This window comes from Sphingopyxis panaciterrae (assembly GCF_011762125.1).
GTDB lineage: Bacteria > Pseudomonadota > Alphaproteobacteria > Sphingomonadales > Sphingomonadaceae > Sphingopyxis > Sphingopyxis panaciterrae.
Window position 1 is genome coordinate 180895 of the sequence record NZ_JAASQN010000007.1, and the last position, 23228, is coordinate 204122.

The 23228-nt window shown below is 66.3% G+C and carries 23 protein-coding genes; 9 read left to right on the plus strand and 14 right to left on the minus strand.

What is annotated here, in order from left to right:
* Positions 1-4: 4 nt before the first annotated feature.
* Positions 5-694: an ATP12 family protein gene (locus tag FHR22_RS20310; RefSeq protein ID WP_166945677.1), complete on the plus strand. Its 690-nt coding sequence runs from the start codon at positions 5-7 to the stop codon at positions 692-694.
* Between the two features lie 288 nt (positions 695-982).
* Here the strand turns inward: FHR22_RS20310 and FHR22_RS20315 are convergent, their stop codons facing one another.
* The 5 genes from FHR22_RS20315 to FHR22_RS20335 form a co-directional block, all read right to left on the minus strand.
* The gene (locus tag FHR22_RS20315; protein ID WP_166945678.1) at positions 983-1786 is read right to left on the minus strand and encodes a crotonase/enoyl-CoA hydratase family protein; all 804 of its coding nucleotides are present in this window, start codon (positions 1784-1786) and stop codon (positions 983-985) included.
* Positions 1783-2418: a 2-hydroxychromene-2-carboxylate isomerase gene (locus FHR22_RS20320; protein WP_166945679.1), complete on the minus strand. Its 636-nt coding sequence runs from the start codon at positions 2416-2418 to the stop codon at positions 1783-1785. Before FHR22_RS20320 ends, FHR22_RS20315 begins: the two co-directional genes overlap by 4 nt.
* 5 nt (positions 2419-2423) lie before the next feature.
* Positions 2424-2933 (minus strand): hypothetical protein, encoded by a 510-nt coding sequence (locus tag FHR22_RS22155; protein WP_208417836.1) that lies wholly within the window; start codon positions 2931-2933, stop codon positions 2424-2426.
* 55 nt (positions 2934-2988) lie between these two features.
* A complete protein-coding gene (locus FHR22_RS20330) occupies positions 2989-4512 on the minus strand; it encodes an acyl-CoA synthetase (protein ID WP_166945680.1) in 1524 nt (507 codons plus the stop codon).
* A gap of 174 nt (positions 4513-4686) precedes the next feature.
* Positions 4687-5397 carry a response regulator transcription factor gene (locus FHR22_RS20335; RefSeq protein ID WP_243853902.1) on the minus strand — a complete coding sequence of 237 codons (711 nt, stop codon included), beginning with the start codon at positions 5395-5397 and terminating at the stop codon, positions 4687-4689.
* 75 nt (positions 5398-5472) lie between these two features.
* Between FHR22_RS20335 and FHR22_RS20340 the strand changes: the two genes are divergently transcribed.
* Positions 5473-7005, plus strand: coding sequence for a class I adenylate-forming enzyme family protein (locus tag FHR22_RS20340; protein WP_166945681.1), 1533 nt, complete (start codon positions 5473-5475; stop codon positions 7003-7005).
* Between the two features lie 181 nt (positions 7006-7186).
* Here FHR22_RS20340 and FHR22_RS20345 read toward each other — a convergent pair whose 3' ends face one another.
* The 6 genes from FHR22_RS20345 to crtY are packed head-to-tail and all read right to left on the minus strand — an operon-like array spanning position 7187 to position 12452.
* Positions 7187-7705, minus strand: a complete 519-nt coding sequence (locus tag FHR22_RS20345) for an AAA family ATPase (protein ID WP_166945682.1) — start codon at positions 7703-7705, stop codon at positions 7187-7189.
* A complete protein-coding gene (gene pnuC, locus FHR22_RS20350; RefSeq protein WP_166945683.1) occupies positions 7702-8271 on the minus strand; it encodes a nicotinamide riboside transporter PnuC in 570 nt (189 codons plus the stop codon). Before pnuC ends, FHR22_RS20345 begins: the two co-directional genes overlap by 4 nt.
* A complete protein-coding gene (locus FHR22_RS20355) occupies positions 8268-9227 on the minus strand; it encodes a phytoene/squalene synthase family protein (RefSeq protein ID WP_166945684.1) in 960 nt (319 codons plus the stop codon). Before FHR22_RS20355 ends, pnuC begins: the two co-directional genes overlap by 4 nt.
* Positions 9227-9808 carry an LOG family protein gene (locus FHR22_RS20360; protein WP_166945685.1) on the minus strand — a complete coding sequence of 194 codons (582 nt, stop codon included), beginning with the start codon at positions 9806-9808 and terminating at the stop codon, positions 9227-9229. Before FHR22_RS20360 ends, FHR22_RS20355 begins: the two co-directional genes overlap by 1 nt.
* Positions 9805-11283: a phytoene desaturase gene (locus FHR22_RS20365; RefSeq protein ID WP_166945686.1), complete on the minus strand. Its 1479-nt coding sequence runs from the start codon at positions 11281-11283 to the stop codon at positions 9805-9807. Before FHR22_RS20365 ends, FHR22_RS20360 begins: the two co-directional genes overlap by 4 nt.
* Positions 11280-12452, minus strand: coding sequence for a lycopene beta-cyclase CrtY (gene crtY / locus FHR22_RS20370; protein WP_166945688.1), 1173 nt, complete (start codon positions 12450-12452; stop codon positions 11280-11282). The genes FHR22_RS20365 and crtY overlap by 4 nt, the downstream gene beginning before the upstream one ends.
* A 74-nt stretch (positions 12453-12526) precedes the next feature.
* Between crtY and FHR22_RS20375 the strand changes: the two genes are divergently transcribed.
* The 6 genes from FHR22_RS20375 to trmB all read left to right on the plus strand — a co-directional run bounded on the left by FHR22_RS20375 (position 12527) and on the right by trmB (position 18861).
* The gene (locus FHR22_RS20375; protein WP_166945690.1) at positions 12527-13282 is read left to right on the plus strand and encodes a sterol desaturase family protein; all 756 of its coding nucleotides are present in this window, start codon (positions 12527-12529) and stop codon (positions 13280-13282) included.
* Complete coding sequence (locus FHR22_RS20380; protein WP_243853903.1) at positions 13230-13637, plus strand: DUF2141 domain-containing protein; 408 nt, start codon at positions 13230-13232, stop codon at positions 13635-13637. Before FHR22_RS20375 ends, FHR22_RS20380 begins: the two co-directional genes overlap by 53 nt.
* Before the next feature lie 233 nt (positions 13638-13870).
* On the plus strand, positions 13871-15460 hold the full coding sequence (gene lnt, locus FHR22_RS20385; RefSeq protein ID WP_341787066.1) for an apolipoprotein N-acyltransferase: 1590 nt from the start codon (positions 13871-13873) through the stop codon (positions 15458-15460).
* Positions 15461-15511: 51 nt separating this feature from the next.
* Positions 15512-16732: a methionine adenosyltransferase gene (metK, locus tag FHR22_RS20390; RefSeq protein WP_166945696.1), complete on the plus strand. Its 1221-nt coding sequence runs from the start codon at positions 15512-15514 to the stop codon at positions 16730-16732.
* Positions 16733-17088: 356 nt separating this feature from the next.
* Positions 17089-18069, plus strand: coding sequence for a hypothetical protein (locus FHR22_RS20395; RefSeq protein ID WP_166945698.1), 981 nt, complete (start codon positions 17089-17091; stop codon positions 18067-18069).
* Positions 18070-18129: 60 nt separating this feature from the next.
* Positions 18130-18861 (plus strand): tRNA (guanine(46)-N(7))-methyltransferase TrmB, encoded by a 732-nt coding sequence (gene trmB / locus FHR22_RS20400; RefSeq protein ID WP_166945700.1) that lies wholly within the window; start codon positions 18130-18132, stop codon positions 18859-18861.
* 226 nt (positions 18862-19087) lie between these two features.
* On the opposite strand, the gene FHR22_RS20405 is transcribed toward trmB, so the two are convergent.
* From FHR22_RS20405 to leuC, 3 genes are read right to left on the minus strand one after another with little or no spacing between them, the layout of a single operon-like run.
* Positions 19088-19999: an alpha/beta fold hydrolase gene (locus FHR22_RS20405; protein ID WP_166945702.1), complete on the minus strand. Its 912-nt coding sequence runs from the start codon at positions 19997-19999 to the stop codon at positions 19088-19090.
* Entirely contained in the window at positions 19996-20613 is a 618-nt protein-coding gene (gene leuD, locus FHR22_RS20410) for a 3-isopropylmalate dehydratase small subunit (RefSeq protein WP_166945704.1), read from the minus strand. Before leuD ends, FHR22_RS20405 begins: the two co-directional genes overlap by 4 nt.
* Entirely contained in the window at positions 20613-22049 is a 1437-nt protein-coding gene (leuC, locus tag FHR22_RS20415; RefSeq protein ID WP_166945706.1) for a 3-isopropylmalate dehydratase large subunit, read from the minus strand. Before leuC ends, leuD begins: the two co-directional genes overlap by 1 nt.
* 102 nt (positions 22050-22151) lie before the next feature.
* Between leuC and FHR22_RS20420 the strand changes: the two genes are divergently transcribed.
* The gene (locus FHR22_RS20420) at positions 22152-23069 is read left to right on the plus strand and encodes a LysR family transcriptional regulator (RefSeq protein ID WP_166945708.1); all 918 of its coding nucleotides are present in this window, start codon (positions 22152-22154) and stop codon (positions 23067-23069) included.
* Positions 23070-23228 lie beyond the last annotated feature (159 nt).

The following is a 23228-nucleotide window of genomic DNA, read 5'->3' on the forward strand; positions in this document are numbered from 1 at the left end:
GCCGGTGAAGCGTTTCTGGCAAGACGCCGCCGCCGCCCCGCAGGACGGCGGCTGGGGCATTAGGCTCGACGGGCGGCCGGTGCGCACCCCGCAGCGCGCCCCGCTCGTCGTCGCGAGCGCCACGCTTGCCGAAGCGATCGCCTCCGAATGGCAGGAACAGGGCGAGACGATCGACCCCGCCGCGATGCCGATGACGGGCATGACCAACGCCGCGATCGACCTCGCCGCCGCTGATCCCGCCGGCTTTGCCGAGACGATCGCTGCCTATGCCGCGACCGACCTTCTCTGCTACCGCGACGACCGCGACACGATGCTCCAGGCCGAACAGGCCGCCGCGTGGAACCCGCTGCTCGCCTGGGCCGAGCAACGCTTCGGGATCGAGTTCGCGCTGACGCAAGGCATATTGCCGATCGACCAGCCGGCGGCGACGGTCGCCGCGCTGCGGACGGCGGTGTTCGCGCTCGACCCGTGGCGGATGACGGCACTGAACCCGCTCGTCACGATCGGCGGATCGCTGGTTGCGGGACTGGCGCTCGCCGAAGCGGCATGCGACGCCGACACGCTGTGGCAGGCGGTCAGCCTCGACGAACTATATCAGGAACGCCGCTGGGGCAGCGATGCCGAAGCGCAGGCGCAACGCGCGGCGCATAAACGCGACTGGGACAATGCGGCGCGGTTTTTGACGCTGCTCTGATTCGCCCGCAAGTCCGCTTGATATCCACAGCAGCCGCGATGCCCGACGATATCGCGCCAGTGCCGCGGACAAATTCATCGCGTGCCGGAATGGCGGTTTTGGGGGTGGATTTGAGACATTCCCCTCCCTTGTAGGGAGGGGTTAGGGGTGGGTCGCGAGCGCAGCGAGCAAGAGGATGAGCGCCGCCTTCGGCGGCTACCCACCCCCGGCCCCTCCCTAAAAGGGAGGGGAGATAAACGTCCGCTAACAGCCGCTTTCAGACGCTCGCCGTAGCGCTAGCGCCCCGCCTCAATCGGTAAAATTCGGCTTCCGCTTTTCCATGCCCGCCATCACCGCTTCCATCTGGTTCGGGGTGCGGATCACCTTCACCTGCTCGTCGCTTTCGGCCTGCAGGATTTCGGCGTCGCTCGCGTCGGCCAGCATATTGCAAAGCCGCTTGGCGCCGCGGATCGCATGCGGATTCTTGTCGGCAATCACGGCGGCGAGTTCCATCGCTCTCGCCAGCGGGTCGTCCGACACATGCGTCGCAAAGCCGAGCAGCTTGGCTTCGGATCCGTTGAACTCGCGGTTGGTATAGATCATCTCGCGCAGCACATCGTCAGCGACCTGCGTCCGCCACAGCGCCATGCCGGCGACATCGGGGACGAGGCCCCAGCGCATCTCCATGATCGCGATGCGCGTGTCGGGGTGGACGATGCGGATGTCGGCGGCCGCCATGATCTGGCTGCCCGCGCCAAACGCCACGCCATGGACGGCGGCGATCACCGGAACCGGGATTTCGCGCCAGCCCCAGGCGGCATATTGGGCATTGTTCGAAAGTCCGCGCGTGCGGTCGGACAGCGTCCCGCCCGCGCTGCTCGCGCCGGGGTCGCGATCATTGCTTAGGCTCGACAGGTCGAGCCCGGCGCAAAAGGCACGCCCCTCACCCGACAGCACGACGACGCGCAGCCCCGCGGTCGCCTTCAACTGGTCGATCGCCTCGGCGAGCGCTTCCCACATCGCGGGGTCGAGCGCGTTCATCTTGTCGGCGCGGATCAGGCGGACGTCGGCGATGCCGCCGTCCAGCATGGTGATCGAAATACGGTCTTTCACTTCTTGTCCTTGCTGAGCGCCGCTTCGACGAGCGGCAGTTGGTCGTTGCCGAAATACATGTCGGTCCGGTCGACGAAGATCGTCGGCGAACCATAGCCGCCGCGCGCGACGACCTCATCGGTGTTGGCACGCAGCCGCGCCTTGACCGCGTCGCTGCCCGCCGCTGCGGCGAGCGCCGCGCCATCGAGCCCCTCGGCATCGGCGACCGCCGCGAGCACCGCGGGGTCGTCGAGATTCTCCTGCCGTCCGAAATAGCTGGCAAACGCGCCGCGCGCAAAACGCACCAGCGCTGCCTGATCATCCTCGAGCGCCGCGGCAAAGCGCATCGCATGGACGCTCTTCGCCGGGTGCCACTGCGACGGGAAGTTCATCGGCACGCCCGCCAGCCGCGCCCAGTCCTTCAGCACCTTCCAGCCATGGTCCATCCGCCGGTTGCCGGTCTGCGCGCGCGCCGCATAAACGGCCGGGTTCACGGCGTTGAACACGCCGCCGACGAGGATCGGCCGGTAGCGCGCGGTGGCGCCCGTCCGTTCGAGCATGTCCGGCAGATTATGGAAGGCCAGGCAGGTCCAGGGCGACGACAGGTCGAAGAAGAATTCGACGCGTTCGTCGGTCGCCCCGGTTCCCGTCATCGGCTTCAGCCGACCTTCAGTTCGACATCGGGCGACCCCGGACAGGCGACGCGCACCGACTTATACGCAGGCAGCGCGTTCGGAATGTCGAGGCTGAGCGTCACCGGCGTGATCGCCTGCGTCGCCATGCCGCCCGGCGCATTGGCGCGCAGCAGCACGACCTGGTTCGGCGGGTTCATCTTGTCGAGCGGCCCGGCCTGCAACCCGGTCACAAAGCCGCCGGTCGGCGCATTGGCGGTGCCGCTGACCTTGAGCATATTGGTCGCCTTGTCGATCGTCGCCGCCAGTTTGACGTCGGTCAGCTTGGCGCAGGCGTTCGGCTTGGCGGGGTCGATCGCCGCCGCCCCCGCAGTCGCGGCGGGCGCCGCCATCGGCGCCGCGGGCGTCGCCGCCGCCGGGTCGGCGGTTGCGCTATCTTCGGCAGGCGGCGCATCCTTCTTGCCACACCCTGCCAGTCCCACGGCGAGCGCAAGCGCCGCCGTCATCATCATCGCCTTGTTCATATGGGTGTTCATATGGGCCTCCCGAATAGGGGGCGACGGCCCGTCGGTCCGTCGCCGACTCGCGCGGTCAATTCGTCCGCGCCCAATATTGGTCGCGCAGCAGCCGCTTGTATAGCTTGCCCGTGTCGTGGCGCGGCAGGGCCTCCATGAAATCGATCCGGCGCGGCACTTTCACCCCCGATAATTTCTCGCGCGCATAGGCGCATAGCTCGTCGCGGAACGCATCGGTCGCGTCGGCCATGTCGGCGGGCTGGATGACCGCGATCACTTCTTCGCCCATTTCCTCGTGCGGACCGCCGACCACCGCGACGTCGGCGACCTTGGGATGGGTGACGAGGTGGTTTTCGATTTCCTGCGGGTAGATGTTCACCCCGCCCGAGATGATCATGAAGCTCTTGCGGTCGGTGAGGTAGAGGAAGCCATCTTCATCGACCTTGCCCACATCGCCAAGCGTCGACCAGCCCTTCGAATTGCGGCTCGACGCGGTCTTTTCGCTGTCGCCGTGATATTCGAACACATTCTCGCTTTCGAAGAAGACGCAGCCTTCCTCGCCCACGCCGAGTTCGGTCTCATTGTCCTCGCCGACAATATGGATCGCGCCGAGGATCGGGCGGCCGACCGACCCCTTGTGCGCCAGCCAGTCCTGGCTGGAAATGAAGGTCATGCCATTGCCCTCGGACCCGGCATAATATTCGAAGAGCACCGGCCCCCACCAGTCGATCATCGCCTGCTTGACCGGGACCGGGCACGGCGCGGCAGCGTGAATCGCGACCTTCAGGCTGCTGTGGTCATAGCGCGCGCGGACCTCGGCTGGCAGCTTGAGCATACGCACGAAATGCGTCGGCACCCACTGGCTGGCGTTGACGCGATATTTTTCGATGTAGGAAAGCGCCGCTTCCTCGTCGAATTTCTTCATCAGGACGACGGTGCCGCCAAGCCGGTGGACCGTCATCGACCAGCGGAGCGGCGCAGCGTGATAGAGCGGTGCCGGCGACAGATAGACGCTGTTCGCGTCGATCTGAAACACCGCCGAGGCGAGCATGACGAGGCTGTTCGGCGCGTCGATCGCCGGATCTTCGGGCAGCGGCACACGCACCCCCTTCGGCCGGCCGGTCGTGCCCGACGAATAAAGCATGTCGACCCCGGCGCGTTCGTCGGCGACGGGCGCCGCCGGCATCGCGGCCACGGCGTCTTCCCAGCTTTCATAGCCAGCTATTGTACCGCCCATCGCAAAACGCCTGATCCCGGTCGTCAACTGCTGCGCCGCCGCGGCGAGGCTGGCCGACACGACGAGAATCCGGGCGCCCGAATTTTCGAGAATATAGTCCGTCTCGTCCTGCGTCAGCCGCGACGAAATGCAGACGTAACGCAGGCCCGACCGCTGCGCGCCCCAGGTCAGCCCGTAATAATGCGGCGTGTTGTCGAGCATGAAGGCGACCACATCGTCGTGCCCCAGTCCATGCGCGCGGAACAATTGCGCGGCCCGATTCGACGCCGCATCAAGGTCGCCATAGCTGATCGCCTCGCCCGTCTCGGCCACGATGATCGCGGGTTTTTCAGGATTCGCACGGGCATGAACGGACGGGTGCATCAGGCCATCATCTCCAAGGGGGGTTATTGGTTTCTTTATGTCGAAGATCAGTAGCAAGCTGAAACTTTTGGTCAAGCGACGCCGCCACGCATGGGCTCGATTGCGCCGCCCATGTCAAAAATACGCAAAAAGCGGCGAAAGATCGTGCAAACGGGCGACCCGGATTTCCGCCGCTCAGTCGGGACGCGAGCGCAGCGCATAGCCGTGCCCCTTGACGGTGTAGAGCATCGGCCAGGCGAAGCCGCGGTCGACCTTGGCGCGCAGCCGCGACATATGGACCTCGACCCGGTTGGTCCCGGGATCGAAGTCGATCCGCCACACCGCCTTCAGCAGGGCGCCGCGCGAGATCGGGCAATCGGGAACGCGGGCCAGATTCGCGAGCAGGTCGAATTCGCGCAATGGCAGGCGAATTGGCCGCCCCGCCCGCTCGACCCGCCGGTCGATCAGATCGATGCGCAATTCGCCCCCGCCAAGCTGGCCCGCTGCCAGCCGGCTCCGCCGCAGCAGGCTCGTCATCCGCGCAATCACCTCGGCCGGGTCGTCGGCCCAGCCGACCGCATCGTCGGCGCCGCCGTCGAGCCCGGTCATACGATCCTCGCGGCTGTCGCGGTCGGTCAGGATGAGCAGCGGACGGCGCCGGGCGATCGATTCGGCCAGCCGCACGAACATCGACGGCTCCTGCCAGCCGTGGAAAGGATCGACGACCAGCAGGTCGAAACAGCAATCATGCCATAGGCGCAGCCCGGTCGCCGGCGACGGCAACAGGATGGTGCGATAACCGGCAGCCGCCGCCGCGCGGACCAGCGTTGCGGCGCGCTCCTCGCGCGGATGGTGGATGGCGACGAGCGGCGGGCCGGTCGCGGCGCTTGCGTCGCTCTGCCCCATCGCCTTCCCCCGTGCCCGGCACCGGCCCGCCCGGTGCCATTGCACCATGGCGCGGCTGTGCTAACGAATCGCCCTATGACAAGCACCGACCTGCTCGCCGGCGACTTCGCCACGCTTCCCGACCTGATCCGCGCCCACGCCGCGGAACGTCCCGATGCCATAGCCGCCGCCGACCCCGCGCGACGGCTGAGCTGGTCCGAACTGGACGCATTGATGGACCGTATCGCCGCGCGGTTGCAGCAGGACGGCTTCGCGAAAGGCGACCGTACTGCGGTCGCCGGGCTCAACAGCGTCGAACAAATGGCGGCCATCCTCGGCACGCTGCGCGCCGGCGGGGTCGCGGGGCTGGTGACCAACAGCGCGACCGGCGAACAGATGGCGGCGATGATCGCCGACACCGGCGCCCGTCACCTCTTCCTCGACAGCGCCGCCGCGGCCAGCCTCGAGGGGCAGGTGGTGACCGCCAGCGACCGGATCGCGATCGACGGCAGCGCCGCGGGCACGCCGCTCGATGCCTGGCTGGCGCTCGCCGGCGACACGCCGGTGGCGGTCGATATTCAGCCCGAAGACGGCTTCAACATCATCTATTCGTCGGGAACGACGGGCACGCCGAAGGGCATCATCCACAGCCATGCGCTCCGCTGGCAGCATATCATCCGCGGCGCTCCCGCTTATGGCCCCGCCGCGGTGACGATCCTTTCGACCCCGCTCTATTCGAACACGACGATGGCGAGTTTCATGCCGACGATCGGATCGGGCGGCCAGACCGTGCTGATGCGGAAATTCGACGCGCGCGGCTTTCTGGAACTGGCGGCGCGCGAACGCGCGACCAACACGATGCTCGTCCCGGTCCAATATCGCCGCATCATGGCGCTCGAGGATTTCGAAAGCTTCGACCTGTCGAGCTTCATCATGAAATATTGCACCTCGGCGCCCTTCGCCGCGTCGCTGAAGGCCGATGTGCTGCAACGCTGGCCGGGCGGGCTCGTCGAAATCTATGGCATGACCGAGGGCGGCGCGGCGTTCATTCTCGAAGCGCACCAGTTCCCCGACAAGCTCCACACCGTCGGCCGCCCGGCGCCGGGCCATGTCGCGAAGGTGATCGACGAGGACGGCAATGAACTGCCGCAGGGTTCGGTCGGCGAAGTCGTCGGGCGCTCGCCCGCGATGATGACGGGATATAACAACCGCCCCGACGCGACGAAGGCGATGCACTGGTACGACGCCGACGGAAATCTCTTCTACCGCCACGGCGACATCGGCCGCATCGACGAAGAGGGTTTCCTGACGCTGATGGACCGCGCCAAGGACATGATCATCTCGGGCGGCTTCAACATCTTCCCGAGCGACCTCGAAGGCATATTGCTCGCCGACGACCGCGTCGTCGAGGCCGCCGTGGTCGGCATGCCGAGCGAGGAGTGGGGCGAAACCCCGGTCGCCTTCGCCGTCTTGAAGGACGGCGCCGATGCCGAAGCCGTGCGCGCCGACTGCAACGCCAAGGTCGGCAAGACGCAGCGGCTGAGCGGCCTCACCGTCGTCGACGAACTGCCGCGCAGCCCGATCGGCAAGGTGCTGAAGCGCGAATTGCGGGACAGCTACGCGCGGTAGCTTTCGGCCGCTTCCTGCCCTTTCCCTTCGTCATCCCGGGCTTGACCCGGGATCCCGCTTTTTGGAAGCTTAAGCAGTTTTTCGACAGCAAGCGGGACCCCGGATCAAGTCCGGGGTGACGATGAAGAAAACGTCCGCTCTCCAGCCCAAAACCGCCACTCGCCCCCTTCTGCTGAGCAGCTCACCCCAACCCCGCCGCCCCGATCGCCGCCAGCGCATTCTCGAGCCGCGCGTCGCCCTCACCCTCGACCCACGCCCATGCCAGCCCGCGCCGGTCGAGTTCGCCGATCGCGACGTCCATGAACTGGCGCCGCGCCAGGTCGCTGCCGAACAGCCGCGTGCCATCCTCTTCCCACGCAAGGTCCATCGCGGGGACGAGGTAGAGGTCGGCCACCGCGTCCCATGCATCGATCCGCGGCAGGCGCCGCCCGAGCAGCATGATCGCCCATGCCTGCGTCATCAGCGGATCGGTGTCGGAGACGAGCCAGGCAGGCTTTGCCGCCAGCGCCGCCTCGGTTGCCGCGACATGCCCCTCGAAAATCGCGAGCAGGTCGGCGGCGTCGAAGTCGGTGCCATGGGCTTCGCTATAGATGCGGCCATATTCGGGCACGACCACGCCGCCCAGCCGGGCCGCGAGCCGCGGCGCCAGCGTCGACTTGCCGGTGCTTTCGGCGCCGTGGAGGCAGATATGGCGCGTCATGCCGCCACCCGGCCGGGCGCGGCGGCGCGGCGCCACTGGATCAGCCCGTCGATCGACAGGCCGAGCAGCACGACATAGACCGCGCTCGTCGCGTAAAGCCCGCGCCATGCAAAGAGCGGGATCGCGATCAGGTCGACGAGGATCCAGAGAAACCAGCTTTCGACCCGGCGCCGCGCGAGCAGCCATTGCGCGGTGATGCTGAGCATCGCGACCGCGCCGTCGATCCACGGCGCGGCGGCGTCGGTATGGCGGTGCATCATATAGCTCCACCCGACCCACGCCGCGACCGTCGTGCCGCCCCACGCGGCGCGCGCCCGCGGCGTCATCCAGCCGACGGGAACGCCGCTCTCGTCACGCGCGCGCATCCAGGCGGCCCAACCATAGAGGTTGAGCGCAAGGAAAAAGCCCTGGAGCAGCATGTCGCTGTAGAGCCGCGCTTCATAGAAGACGATCGCGTAAAGGCTGACCGCGACGAGCGCGAAGGGATAATTCCAGACGCTGCGCAGCGCGACGAGCGCGACGTTGATCAGGACCAGCGCCGCCGCGATCCATTCAATCTCGCTCATTCAGCCGCGCCAAGCCGGGGCCGTGTCCACAGCCCTTCGCGGCTGATCCGCCGCTGCGGCGGGCGGCGCAGCACCGACCAGCCGGCTCGTGCGACCCAGCCAAGCTTGCCGAACAGCGACGTCCCCGCGCGGTGGTCCCATGCATGATCGCCGCGCGCCCGCACCTCGCGCGCGATGTCGCCATAAATGCCTGCCGCAGCTAGCACCGCCCAACGGCTGCGCGGGCCGAGCTTGCGCGCGCCCCAGCGCGCCGATGCTTCATATTCCTCGGCCATTTCGGCCAGCCATTTCGCCATCACCGACAGCCGCCCGCGAAAGGCGGGGTGCATATGCTGCCCCGGCGGGATGTCGAGTTCGACCATCCATTCGACGGGCAGATAGCAGCGGTCGGCGGCGGCATCCTCGGCGACATCGCGCGCGATATTGGCGAGCTGGAACGCGATGCCCAGGTCCGACGCGCGGTCGAGCGTCGTCTCGTCGGCGGGCTCGATGCCCATGACCAGCGCCATCGCGACGCCGACCGCGCCCGCGACATGATAGGCATAGCGCAGCAGGTCCGCCTCGCTGCGCGGTCGCCAGTCGCGGGCATCGAGTTCGAAACCGGCGACGATATCGTCGATCACCGCGCGCGGAATCGCCACTTCGGTGAGCAGGAAACCGAGCGCGTCGAAGGCCGGATCGCCGATCGGATCGCCCGCGAACGCCCGGTCGGTCTGCGCCCGGATATGCGCGACCGCCACCGCCGGGTCATGGTTCGGCGTCATCGCGCCGCCATGATCCTGCCCATCGGTCAGATCGTCGGCGGCGCGGCACCAGGCGTAGAGCAGCCAGACGCGTTCGCGCGTTTCGCGGTCGAAGAGCTGGCTGGCCAAGGCAAAACTTTTCGATCCGCGCGCGATGCTGTCGTGCGCGAAACCGTGGAGGGCATGCGCGTCATAGGCCCCCGCTTCGGCCATTAAAGATCGTCGGCCTTCATCGCGAAAATCGTCTTGTGCGGAACATGGGCCGCCATTTTTTCGAGCAGTTCGTCGAGCCCCGCATCGACGATCATGATCCCGGCGTGCGCGGCGCGGACAAAGCCGACCTCGGCCATCTTGCGGTTGAAGGCGATCAGTTCATTGTAAAAACCCGCGGCATTGAGCAGCCCGACCGGCTTCGCATGATAGCCAAGCTGCGCCCAGCTGATCGCTTCCCACAGTTCGTCCATCGTCCCGACCCCGCCGGGGATGGTCAGGAAACCGTCGGAGAGGTCAGTGAACATGCGCTTGCGTTCGTGCATGCCGCTGACGACGTGCAATTCGGTGCAACCGCGGTGCGCGACCTCGGCGCCGACGAGCGCCTCGGGAATGATCCCGATCACCTCGCCGCCCGCTTCCAATGCGCTGTCGGCGACCGCACCCATCAGCCCGAGCCGGCCGCCGCCATAGACGACCCCGATGCCGCGTGTCGCCAGCGTGCGCCCGACATGGCGCGCGGTTTCGATATAGATCGGATCCTCGGGGGTTGCGGACCCGCAATAGACGGCAAGGCGTTTCATATATCTTCCAACATCAATCGGGCGGTCGCCTTGGCGCTGCCTACGACCCCCGGAATACCCGCCCCCGGATGCGTCCCGGCGCCGACGAAGTAAAGGTTTGAAATCAGGTCGTCGCGGTTGTGGGCGCGGAACCAGGCGCTTTGCCACAGGACAGGCTCGAGGCTGAACGCGCTGCCGAGATGCGCCGACAGGTCGCGGCCGAAATCGGCGGGGGTGTAGTGAAAGCGGGTGACGATATTGGCGCGGAGGCCGGGCGCGACGCGGCGCTCGACCTCGTCCAATATCGCATCGGCGAAACGCGCGCCGAAGTCGCCGTCCCAGTCGGCCTGCGCCTTGCCGAGATGCGCGACGGGGGCGAGCGCGTAGAAGGTCGAATGCCCCGGCGGCGCCATGCCGGGGTCGGTGACGCTCGGGTGATGAAGATAGAGCGAGAAGTCCGGCGGAACGACGCCGCCATAAATATCATCGAGCAGTCCCTTGTAGCGCGGACCGAACAGGATGCTGTGATGCGCGATGTCGGGATAGTCGCCCTTCACCCCGAAATGGACGACGAACAGCGACGGCGACCAGCGCTTGCGCGTCAGCGACTTCGCCACCCTGGCGCCGCGCGGATGACCGGCGAGCAACGCCTTATAGCTGTGCATCAGGTCGCCGTTGCATACGACCATGTCGGCGTCGGCGTGCCAGCCGCCCGCCGTCGTCACGCCGGTCGCGCGATCGCCGGCGGTGTCGATCTTCAGCGCCGGATCGCCGAGCTTCAGCGCCCCGCCCAGCCGCTCGAACAATCGCACCATGCCGCCGACCAGCGCGTTGGTGCCACCGCGCGCGAACCAGACGCCGCCGTCCTTTTCGATCGTGTGGATCAGCGCGTAGATCGCGCTGGTCGTCATCGGATTGCCGCCGACCAGCAAGGTGTGAAATGACAGCGCCTGCCGCAGCCGCTCGTCCTGCACATAGGAAGAAACGATCGAATAAACGCTGCGCCACGCCTGATATTTCATCAGCGCCGGCGCCGCGCGGATCATCGAGGCGAAGTCGAGAAAGGCGACCGCGCCGAGTTTCACATAACCCTGTTCGTAGACGCCCTTCGAATAGGCAAGAAAGCGGTCGTAGCCGTCGATATCGGCGGGGTGGAGCTTGGCGATTTCGGCGCGCAGCGCGGCCTCGTCGTTCGAATAGTCGAAATTCGTCCCGTCGGGCCAGTTCAGCCGGTAAAAGGGCATGACCGGCACCAGATCGACGTCGCCCGCCATGTCCTGCCCGCTCAGTGCCCAAAGTTCCTCCAGGCACGGCGGGTCGGTAATCACCGTCGGCCCGGCATCGAAGATAAAACCGTCCGTTTTCCAGTGATAGGCCCGCCCGCCGGGCTGGTCGCGCGCCTCGACGATCGTCGTTTCAACGCCCGCCGATTGCAGCCGGATCGCGAGCGCGAGGCCGCCGAAGCCGGCGCCGATGACGATCGCGCGGCGGGTCATTGCCAGTCGAAACTGCGCAGCGCCGCGATCGCGCGGCCGACACGCACCGGCGGCTTCCCCGCCAGGATGCGCAGCTTGTCCGCGGTCCGCGACCGCCCCGCATAGAAGCGCGCGATCAGCCCTGCGGGCAAGCGATAAAAGCGCTGGAAGATGCGATAGCGCGCATCGGGTTCGGCCGCCCGGAACAGCATCGCGCCGAGCATGCGATAGAAACGCTGGCGCCGCCACGCCGCCGCCGCGCGGTCGCGAAGGATCGCGGGGAGATCGGGCCGGCCGGCCAGATCGGGCAATATCGCCGCGGTGCGCACCGCATCGGGGAGCGAATAGCCGGTCGTCGCATGGAACGCCCCGGCGCGCACCCCGATCCGCGCGGTGCGGTCGGACGCGGGCCACAGCCGTTCGAAGTCGCCCGCGATCACCACCGGCAGCACCCCCGTCTCCTCGCGCCCCGTCTCCTCGCGCCCCGTCGCCGCGAGCTCCCAGCCCTGCGCCGCGGCATAGGCGGTGATGCGATCACCGATCGCCGCGATGTCGAGATCGGGGTCGTCGCTGTAATAGGTATCCTCGACGAACAGGGTCTCGGCATCGAAGGGCAACAGATAGACGAAGCGATAGCCATCGGCCTGCTCGACGGTCGCATCCATCACCACCGGACGCTCGACCCCATGCCCGCCCTTGATCGTCAGCGCGCGGCCGACGAACTTCTGCCAGCCGCAGACCAAAGTCGGGAATTTCACCGCGCCGCGCGCATCGATGACATGCTTCGCCGACAGGCGCCCGCCGCGCGACAGCAGCAGATGATCGGGCGCGACATGCTTGGCGCGATCGGCGATGACCGCGCCATCGGGCAGCGCGGCGGCGACCGCCTCGGCCAATGCCTCGCCGGTGATGCTTTTATATCCCATCCGCACGCTGCGCTGGTGCGAGGGAAAGCGCACGTCATATTTCGGCCAGTGATGGCGGACGAGCGGCGCGACGAGCCAGCGGTCCTGTTTGGCGATATCGCTGTCGAAGAAGGACCAGACATGGTTGCCGCCCACCGGCCCCGGTTCGATCAGCCGCACGTCGAGGTCGGGCCGCTTCGCCGCGAGCGCGAGCGCCGCCAGCCCGCCGGCGAGCCCGCCGCCGACGATCGCAATATCGCATCTGTCCGTGGTTCGCCCGGCCATCCCCCCGCCTTAGCTCCCGGAACGCGCGGGCGCAAAGCCATTGCAACGCCGCGCCAAGCGGCTAGCCTTGCCGCATGACCGGCTGGGCGATCCTGTATTCCGCGCTCGCGATGACCGTGATCGTCGGCGTGCGCTATCTGATCACCAGCGGCGCCTTCGCCTTCGCGACGAAGCGCAGGCATCCCGGCCTCTATCGCGGGCTCGAGCGGCAGATGCGGCGCGAGATCGGCTGGAGCCTCGCGAGCGCCGCCATCTATGGCGTTCCGGCGGGCGTCGTCGCCTGGGGATGGCAGGCGCATGGCTGGACGCGCATCTACACCGATGTGCATGCCTTTCCGCTCTGGTACCTGCCGGTCAGCCTGTTCGCTTATCTGTTGATCCACGATACATATTTCTATTGGACGCACCGCTGGATGCACCGGCCCCGCTGGTTTCGTATCGCGCACAGCGTGCATCACGACAGCCGCCCGCCGACCGCGTGGGCGGCGATGAGCTTTCATCCGGTCGAGGCGATCACCGGTGCGATCGTCATCCCGGCGCTCGTCTTCCTGACCCCCATCCATGTCGCGGTGCTGGGACTGGTGCTCGCCATCATGACCGTCATGGGAGTCGGCAATCATATGGGGTGGGAGATGTTCCCGCGCGCGCTTGTTCATGGACCCGCGGGGCGCTGGCTGATAACCGCGACGCACCATGAACAGCATCACGCCGCTTACCGGGGGAATTATGGGCTTTATTTCCGTTTTTGGGACAAGGCGTGCGGCACGGATATCGGGCTTGGCTCTTTTGCCGCTGCTGATCGCGGCGAGCGCGCCCGCGCCGACGGTTGAAGTCAGCGTCACCGGGCTGCGCAGTGCGAAGGGGCAGGTCCTGGTTTGCCTGACCACCAATCGCAAGGCGTTCCCCGATTGCAGCAAGGACAAGACGTCGGTGCGGATGGCGGTGAAGGCCGCCGACGCCGGCGACTTCCTGATCCACGCGCCCGCCACCGGCACCTATGCGATCGCGGTCGTCCATGACGAGAACAGCAACAACAAGATGGATGTCGCCCTCTTCCTGCCCAAGGAGGGCTTCGGCTTTTCGCGCAACCCGGCGATCACCGTCGGCCCGCCGAGTTTCAAGTCGGCCAGCTTCGCGGTGACGGGCGACCTGCGCCAGTCGATCAAGATGAAATATATGCTGTAGAGAACTGGCGCCGTTCAGGGCGGCTTTGGGGGAGCGGATGCCCCATGCCCATCCGTCGCCCCCGCGAAGGCGGGGGCCGCTGGCAATCTTACGCTAGGCCGATAGCGGCCCCCGCCTTCGCGGGGGCGACGGTCTTGAGTTGTGGCAGCACCCAGTCATCTGCCGACAGACTTCTTGCCGACGGCACGCAAGCGCCATTGTCGGGCCGAAGACGCAGCGCTAAAGCAGCGCGTGTGACCGCGACCTCCTCCCGCATCGCCGCTTTTGCCGACCGCTGGCCAAAGCTTCTCGCCCTGCTGCTCGGCGCCGTTTCGGCGACCGGTTTCGCGCCGCTCCACCTCTGGCCGCTGACCTTGCTCGCGCTCGCCGGCTGGATGGCGCTCGTCGCGCGCAGTCCGCAGGGTTGGCGCGCGCTCGGCCTCGGCTGGGCGTTCGGCGTCGGCCATTTCGTCATCGGTCTCAACTGGATCGCGACTGCCTTCACCTATCAGGCGGCGATGCCCGCGTGGCTCGGCTGGATCGCGGTCGTGCTGCTCTCGCTCTATCTGGCGGTCTACCCCGCTCTCGCGGCGTGGGGCGCCTGGATGATGAGACCCAGAGCCGATGCGCATTTCGCGGCGCCATCCTATCTGCTGGCCTTCGCGGGCCTGTGGACGTTCACCGAATGGCTGCGCAGCTGGGTCTTCACCGGCTTTGCCTGGAATCCGCTGGGCGTGATCGCCGTCCCGCACGTCGCCGCGCCCGCGCGCTGGATCGGCAGCTATGGCATGAGCGGGGTCATCTGCCTGCTCGCGGCCGTCCTGATCCTGGCCTGGTTTCGCCGCCGCGTCGCCGCCGCCGCGCTGTTCGCCAGCCTGCTCGTCTTGTGGGGCGCCGCATTTCTGGCGCAAATGAGCGGTGACGTCGACGCCGCCGTTCGCTCCAAAGGCGCAAAGCCTATCGCCATCACCGTCGTCCAGCCCAATGTCGGACAGCAGGACAAATGGGAAGGCAGCAAGGCCGAAGCCAATTTCGCCAAGCTCGCGCGGCTGACGGCGCCCAAGGATGACAAGCCGCGCCTGATCCTGTGGCCCGAAGCCGCGATCCCCGACTATCTCGAAACCGGCTATCCATCCTATTATTACGACCGCTCGCCCGCCGCCGCACGCGGGCGGCTGACCGGCCTGATGAACCCCGGCGACCTGATGCTGCTTGGCGCGCTGAAGCTTGAGTTCGATCGCGAAGGCAATGCCGTCGGCGCGCGCAATGCGGTAATGACCGTCCATGCCGACGGCACGCTTGGTGCGCGTTACGACAAGTCGCACCTCGTCCCCTATGGCGAATATCTGCCGATGCGTCCGATCCTGTCCGCCATCGGCCTGTCGCGGCTCGCCCCCGGCGACATCGATTTCTGGCCCGGCCCCGGGGCTCGCACCCTCGACCTGGGGGCCTTCGGCCGCGCCGGACTGCAAATCTGCTACGAAATCATCTTCTCGGGGCAGGTGGTCGACCGCGACCATCGCCCCGATTTCATCTTCAATCCGTCGAACGATGCGTGGTTCGGCGCCTGGGGTCCGCCGCAGCATCTGGCGCAGGCGCGGTTGCGCGCGATCGAGGAAGGGCTGCCCGTCGTCCGCGCGACCCCCACCGGAATCAGCGCGGTCATCGATGCCGACGGCCGCATCCTCGCGTCGCTGCCGATGCACCAGGCGGGACGCATCGACAGCTTCGTTCCCAAACCCCATCCGCCCACGCTCTTCGCGCGTTACGGCAATGCGCTGCCCGTCGGATTCGCGTTGCTGCTGCTCGTGGCGGCCATTGCCTTTCGTCGTCGCGGACGCTAACAGCGGCCTGACATAAAGCATCCTTTATATCCGAGTCATAGAAGGTCTCCCATGCGCAACAGCTTCCTGTTCACCTCCGAAAGCGTGTCCGAAGGGCATCCCGACAAGGTGGCCGACCAGATCAGCGATTCGATCGTCGACCTGTTCCTGTCGAAGGATCCCGAAGCCCGCGTTGCGTGCGAAACGCTGACCACGACCCAGCTCGTCGTGCTCGCCGGCGAAATCCGCTGCAAGGGCGTGTTCGAAAATGGCGAATGGGCTCCGGGCGCGCTCGAGGAAATCGAAGCGACCGTCCGCAATACCGTTCGCGAAATCGGCTATGAACAGGACGGCTTCCACTGGAAAACCTTCCGCTTCGAAAATAATCTTCACGGCCAGTCGGCGCATATCGCGCAGGGTGTCGACGAAAGCGGCGACAAGGACGAAGGCGCCGGCGACCAGGGCATCATGTTCGGCTATGCGTCGGACGAAACCCCCGACCTGATGCCCGCGACGCTCGATTACAGCCACAAGATCCTCGAGCGCATGGCCGCCGACCGCAAGGCGGGCACCGCGTCCTTCCTCGAACCCGATACCAAGAGCCAGGTCACGCTGCGCTACGCCAACGAACGCCCGGTCGAGGCGACCGCGATCGTCGTGTCGACCCAGCATGCGCCGGGTTATTATTTCCACAATGGCGAAGGCGACGAGGCGAAATATATCGAGCTGCGCAAATATGTGCTCGGCGTGATCGCCGATGTGCTGCCCGCCGAATTGCTGACCGCGAACACCGTCTATCACATCAACCCGACGGGCCGGTTCGAGATCGGCGGCCCCGACGGCGACGCCGGGCTGACCGGCCGCAAGATCATCGTCGACACCTATGGTGGCGCCAGCCCGCACGGCGGCGGCGCTTTCAGCGGCAAGGACCCGACCAAGGTCGATCGCTCGGCTGCCTATATCACGCGTTACCTCGCCAAGAATATCGTCGCCGCCGGCCTCGCGCGCCGCTGCACGATCCAGCTCTCCTACGCGATCGGCGTTGCCGAACCGCTGTCGATCTATGTCGACCTGCACGGCACCGGCAATGTCGATGAAGGCAAGCTGGAGGCGATCATCCCCCAGCTCGTGCGCCTGACGCCGAAGGGCATCCGCACCCACCTCGGCCTCAACAAGCCGATCTACAAGCAGACCGCCGCCTATGGCCATTTCGGCCGCACGTCGGAAGGCGACAGCTTCCCGTGGGAACGCACCGACCTCGTCGACAAGCTGAAGGCTGCGCTTGCGGCCTGAGGCGCGGATGGCGATCTGGCCTGAATAGCTGCGACGATTATGTCGATTGCACCCCCATAATAGCTTCCGCTTTGGGGTGGAGAGCTGCCATGAGCTCTACTCACCTTCGTCATCCCGGGCTTGACCCGGGATCCCGCTTTTTTGAAGGTAGCGCAGGTTTCGACGTCCAGCGGGACCCCGGATCAAGTCCGGGGTGACGATAAGGGTAATGGCTGCAATTGGCCGGAAACAGCCATTCCCGGGTTTGCAAAAAGACGCCTCCCTGCCCAGCACAGCATTGCACCACCGACGCAACGCCGCTTGCCATCACCGGCCCGATCTGACAGCAAAGGCGAACGGTTCGCGACGGAATGGCGATGGCAAATATTCGCGTTTTCAGTTTCTTGTCGGCGGCGGGGCTCGCGATGCTTTGTGCCCCCGCGGCATGGGCACAGCAACCGCTGCCCGTCGCAACGGGGGCCGCATGGACGCATATTCACAGCGGCATCACCATCCCCGCGACGCTTGACGAGCTCGCCCGCATGCGCGCGACGAGCTTTGCCGAGCCCCAACTCGACATCAGCCAGAATTTCGGGTCGAGCGACGGGCGGCAGCAGCTCACCCTCTATATCTTCCGCAACACCAACGGGTCGGTGCCGCTATGGTTCGCGCAGGCGCAGCGCGCGATCAGCCTGCGCGCGGATTTGAAGAACCCCGCGCTGGCGCTGCCGCCGACGGCCTTCACCCCGCCGGGCCGCGCGGCCGGCAGCGGGCTCAAGGCGGTTTTTGCGCCGGCGGGGGTCGAAGGTATCCGCAGCACCGGGGTCGCACTGTTCGCCGTCGGCGACTGGTATGTGAAGCTGCGCGCGACCTCCGCCACGCTCGGGCCCGAAGAATTGTCGGCGTGGATGGAAACCGCGCTGGCCGGGATCAGCTTTCCGCGCACCGACCCGGCCGCCGCGGTGCAACCGATCGCCGATTGCGGCGAGCGGCTGAATTTCAATCCCGAAGCCGCCGATTCGACGCTGGCGCCCGCCGCACTGACCGCCGGCGTCCAGACCCCGGCCGCGCGGATGACACCCGCGCGCTGGTGTTTCGACCATGTCGTCGCCGGCAATCAGGCCCTCTATCGTCCGGCCGACACGCGCGACCGCTACCTGCTGGCGCGCGGCGACAATGGCAAGGCGTTCGCGGTGCAGCCGCAGACGCCGGGCGGCTATTATTCGGTCAATTTCATCACCGCATCGCAGAGCTTCCTCCTCGTGGCGCAGGACCGCCTGCCCTCCCCCCGGCGCGTCCTCGCGCTCGCCGATGGCGACCGGCCGACTGGCGTCACTACGACCTGGCCGCCGCGTTGACGGGATCGCACCAAGGGGCTGCGTTGACCGGAGCGCCGCGGCTCGGCTAGGGCGCCCGGCATGACCGCTTACAAACCCGGCGACCCGACGACGATCAACCGCCTCTATGGCCGTGCCAAGGGCAAGCCGCTGCGCGCCGGCCAGCAGGATCTCGTCGACAATCTGCTGCCGCAGATCGCGGTGCCCGCCGACGGAGAGATCACCGCCGAACGGCTGTTCGGTTACGACCGGCCGCTGCATTTCGAAATCGGCTTCGGCGGCGGCGAGCATATGGCAGGGCGCGCCGACATGCTGCCCGACCATGGCTTCATCGGTGCCGAGCCCTTCGTCAACGGCGTCGCGCAGGCGCTCGTCCATGTCGCGGGTGATCGCCATCTGGCAAAAGAGGGGGGCGAGCGCCTTCCGCTCGGCAATGTCCGCATCCATCATGGCGACGCGCTCGAAGTGCTGCGACGGATTCCCGACGGCGCCCTGAGTTTCGCCTATCTGCTCCATCCCGATCCCTGGCCCAAGGCGCGCCATGCGAAGCGGCGGATGATGAACGACGGCCCGGTCGACCTGATCGCCGCGAAGCTGAAACCCGGCGGCGAGTTCCGTTTCGGCACCGACCATCCCATCTATCTTGCGCATGCGCTGATGGTGATGCGGCGCCATCGCCACCAGTTCGAATGGCAGGCGAAGGACGCGCAGGATTTCCTCGTCCGCCCCGGCGGCTGGCCCGAAACGCGCTATGAGGCCAAGGCGCGCGCGCAGGGCCATGAGGTCTGGTATTTTCGCTGGAGGCGTAAATAGGGATACCGGCGCTTGGCAACAAGGCGCTGCCACCGAAGGTGCGGTCCGACATCGCCATCGCGATGGATGAGATTCCAAAAAAGAGCGGATCGCAGACCCTCTCGGTGTAAACGAGATGCTCTACCCAGATGACCGAGGCTGGCCAGAGCAGACTGCCTGCTTTCGGGGATCAAACCTGAAAAGCGGCCGGTCACGAGCGGCGAAAACAAGGGAACTGCTCGGGGGGCTAGCTGTCGTCCTCGTCCACAAGAAAATCCTTCAGCGCCAGCATGAGGGCATCCGGCGCTTCCTCCTGCGGACTATGGCCGCATGCAATCGCATGTCCCACGACATGGCGCGCCTTCGGCCGCCATGTTTCCAGAACATCGAACAGCGCCCCAACGGTCCCAAGCCCACCCCAGAGAACAAGGAGCGGCGCTTCGATTTTGCGATCACGGTCCGCATCGTCGTGCTCAAGGTCAATACTGGCCGCGGCGCGATAGTCTTCGCAGATCGCATGGCGCGTTGCCGGGTCGCGATAGCAGCGGCGATATTCGGCGAGCACGCGCGGATCGAGCGAATCCGCTATCTTAGTCTGCCCCGAAATATGACGGTCGAGAAAGAAATCGGGGTCGGCCGAAATCAGCCGCTCGGGCAAGTCGAAAGGCTGGATCAGGAAGAACCACCAGAAATAGCGTGTGGCGAACGCGCGGCTGGTTTCGGCGTACATCGTCGCCGTCGGTGCAATGTCGAGCAGGACCAGACGGTTGATCCGTTCGGGGTGATCGAGCGCCATGCGGTGCGCAACGCGCGCGCCGCGGTCGTGTGCAACCACTGCAAAGCGATCGAAACCGAGCGTCGCCATGACCGACACCTGATCGGCCGCCATCGCGCGCTTGGAATAATTGCGGTGATCGGCATCGCCCGGCGGCTTGTCGCTGTCGCCATAGCCGCGCAGATCGGTCGCGACGACGGTGAAGCGCTTCGCCAGTTCGGGTGCGACCTTGTACCAGGTGAGATGCGTTTGCGGATGACCGTGCAGCAACAGCAGCGGCGGCCCGGCACCGCCGATCGCGGCGCGAATCCGGATGCCGGCCGCATCGACATCCTGCCAGCGAAAGCCGGGCAGCAAATCGGGATATTCAGGCCGCGCGGTCATCCGCCGGCTGGCCCGGCCAGCCATGGATTGCTTGCGAAATAGGCTTGCTCGAACGCGCGGATATGCGCGGCATGGGTCAGCGTCTCGCCGATCCGGTCGAGGCCCAGCATCAACGCCTGACGAGCCGCCGGGTCGACGTCAAAACGGATGATGCGGTCGGCGATCTCGATACGTTCCTGTTCAAGGTCGATGGTCCATTGTCCGGCACCATCGTCCAGCATATCCGACAGCAAGGCAATATCGGACCCCGGAAGGGTGAGGAGCAGCAGTCCGTTGTTCGCCGCATTGTCCGAGAATATCGCCCCGAACGAGGTTCCGGCGATGGCGCGGATGCCATATTGCAGCATCCCCCATACCGCATGTTCGCGCGACGATCCGCATCCGAAATTGGGGCCCGCTAGCAGGAAACGGGTATCCGTCATGCCGGGCCGGTTCAGGATGAAGTCGTTGCGGCGCGCGCCCGCGGCATCGAAGCGGAGGTCGTGGAAAAGTCCGTCGGCGAGCCCCGATCGGTCGATCCCTTTCAGGAACGCCTTGGGCATGATGACGTCGGTATCGATATTGGCCCCGGGCATTGCCGCGACGCCGCCCGACAGGCGAAGGAAGCGCTCCATCACAGCGGCTCCTGCACCGCGAACGCGCGAACATCGGCCAGCTTTCCGGTCACTGCCGCTGCCGCGACCATCGCCGGACTCATCAGATGCGTGCGCCCGCCAATCCCCTGCCGCCCCTCGAAATTGCGATTGGTACTCGATGCGCAGCGCTCACCCGGCGCGAGCATATCGTCGTTCATCGCGAGGCAGAGCGAGCAGCCCGACTGGCGCCACTCGAAACCCGCGTCGCGGAATATGCGGTCCAGTCCCTCTTGCTCGGCTTCGCGGCGCACAGTGCTGCTTCCCGGCGAAATCATCGCGCGCACCCCCGGCGCAACCTTGCGCCCCCTCAATATGCGCGCCGCATCCCGAATATCCGACAGCCGCGCGTTGGTGCACGAACCGATAAAGGCGCGGTCGATGGCGATATCCTGAAGCGCCATGCGCGGTGCGAGCCCCATATAGGTGATCGCGCGGTTCGCATCCTCGCGGCGCTCCGCGGGGAGGTCGGCGGGATCGGGAACGCGGTCGGTGATCGCGAGCGCCTGATCGGGACTGGTGCCCCAGCTGACCATCGGCGGCACATCCCCGGCAGCGACGAACAGTTCGGCGTCAAATCGCGCCCCGGCGTCGCTGCGCAGCGCTTGCCATATGTCGCGCGCGCGATCGAGCATCGTCGGCGACGGCGCGCGCGGGCAGGCCGCAATATAGTCGGTCACCTTGTCGTCGGGGGCCGTCAGCGCGACGCGCGCGCCGCATTCGACCGCCATGTTGCAAATCGTCATGCGCGCCTCGACCCCCATGGCGTCGATCGCCTTGCCCGCAAATTCGACCGCATGTCCGGCCGCACCGTCAGCGCCGATCCGGCGAATGACTTCCATGATGACGTCCTTGGCGGTCACGCCTGGCGCCAGATCGCCATCGATCGTGACGCGCATCGTCTTCAGCCGTCGATAGACGAGCGTCTGGCTGGCGAGCAGATGTTCGATGTCCGACGTGCCGATCCCGAAGCCCACGACACCAAAGGCGCCATAAGTCGTCGAATGGCTGTCCCCGGCGGCGATGACCATTCCGGGCAGCACCAGCCCCAGTTCGGGCATCACGACATGTTCGATTCCCTGCCGCGGGTCCAGCACGTCGAAAATCTCGATTCCGAAATCGCGGCCGTTCTCGATCAGATATTCGATCTGCCGCCGCGCACCGTCGTCGACCGTGCCTTCGCCGTGGACGGGGGCCGTCGAGTTCACATGATCGACGACGCCAAGCGACGCCGCGGGCCGCCAGAGCTTGCGCCCCGCGTCGCGCAGACCGCTGAAGGCTTGCGGGCTTGTATATTCGTTGAGCACGGTTCTATCGATATAGAGCAACAGGCGCTCACCCGCGCCTTCGGTGCCGCCCAAAGACAATATCCGGTGCCGATCGATAATTTTGTCGTAAAGCGTCTTTGGCGACGACATACCTCTGCCCTTCATGCGGTTTCGCGAGGCAGGGCTTAGCTTGCCCTGTTCCGGCGAAGCCAATGCCGGGACAGTATCAATTGATGCGACAGATGGATTCTTATGGATATCATGTGGCTAGAGGACTTCATCAAGCTCGCTGATGAAGGCAATTTCTCCCGCGCCGCCGAGGCGCGCAACCTGACCCAGCCCGCGTTCAGCCGGCGGATTCGCGCGCTCGAAGACTGGGTCGGCGCGACGCTGGTCGACCGCGACACCCACCGGATCGCGCTGACCGAAGCGGGGCTGGCCTTTCGCGTGCTGGCCGAGGATATCCTGCGGCGGCTTGCGCTCGGCCGCGACAATGTCCGCGAAATCGGCGGTACGCTGAGCAACGAAATCCGCTTTGCTTCGACGCATGCCCTGTCGACCTCCTTCTTCCCGTCCTGGCTGCGCAGCCTCGACAACGGGCAGGAGGCCGGCACGATCACCCTGATCGCCGATCATATGGTCGCGTGCGAACGCTTCATGCTGGAAGGCAAGGCCGACTTCCTGCTGTGCCACCACCATGCCGCCGCATCGCACCGCCTCGACCCCGCCGGCTTTGCCTCGCTCCATCTGGGCACCGATGTCCTGCTGCCGGTCGCCGCGCCGCTGTCCGACGGGACGCCGGTCCACCGGCTGCCCGGTTCCGATGAGCATCCCCTGCCCTATCTCGAATTCGAGGACCGGTCGGGAATGGGACGCATTCTTCAGGCGGCCAAGGTCGTGTCGGCGGGCGCTGCGATGCTCCGCCCCGTTTTCCGCTCGCATATGGCATCGGCGCTGCTGTCGATGGCCCGCGACGGACGCGGCGTTTGCTGGACGCCGCTCAGCCTCGCCGAGGCCGATCTGGAAAGCGGCCGGCTCGTCGCTGCCGGAGACGCCCGCTGGCATGTCCCGATCGAGATCCGGATATACAAGCCGATCGCGCGGCGCAGCCCCAGCGTCGAGGCGTTCTGGAGCCGGCTCAAAAAGCGCCCCGAAGAGGCCCCGTCCTGATCAAGCCGCCCGCTTGTCCACGCTATATATCGGATATTAAAGCAAAATCCCTGCGTGAATAATTCTATGTCGAACCGGCATTGGGATCGCCACCACTGTTTACCTAGACAGGCTGGGCCCCCGCATCGCCCGACGAACGGAACGAGTGGCAGAGGGGTC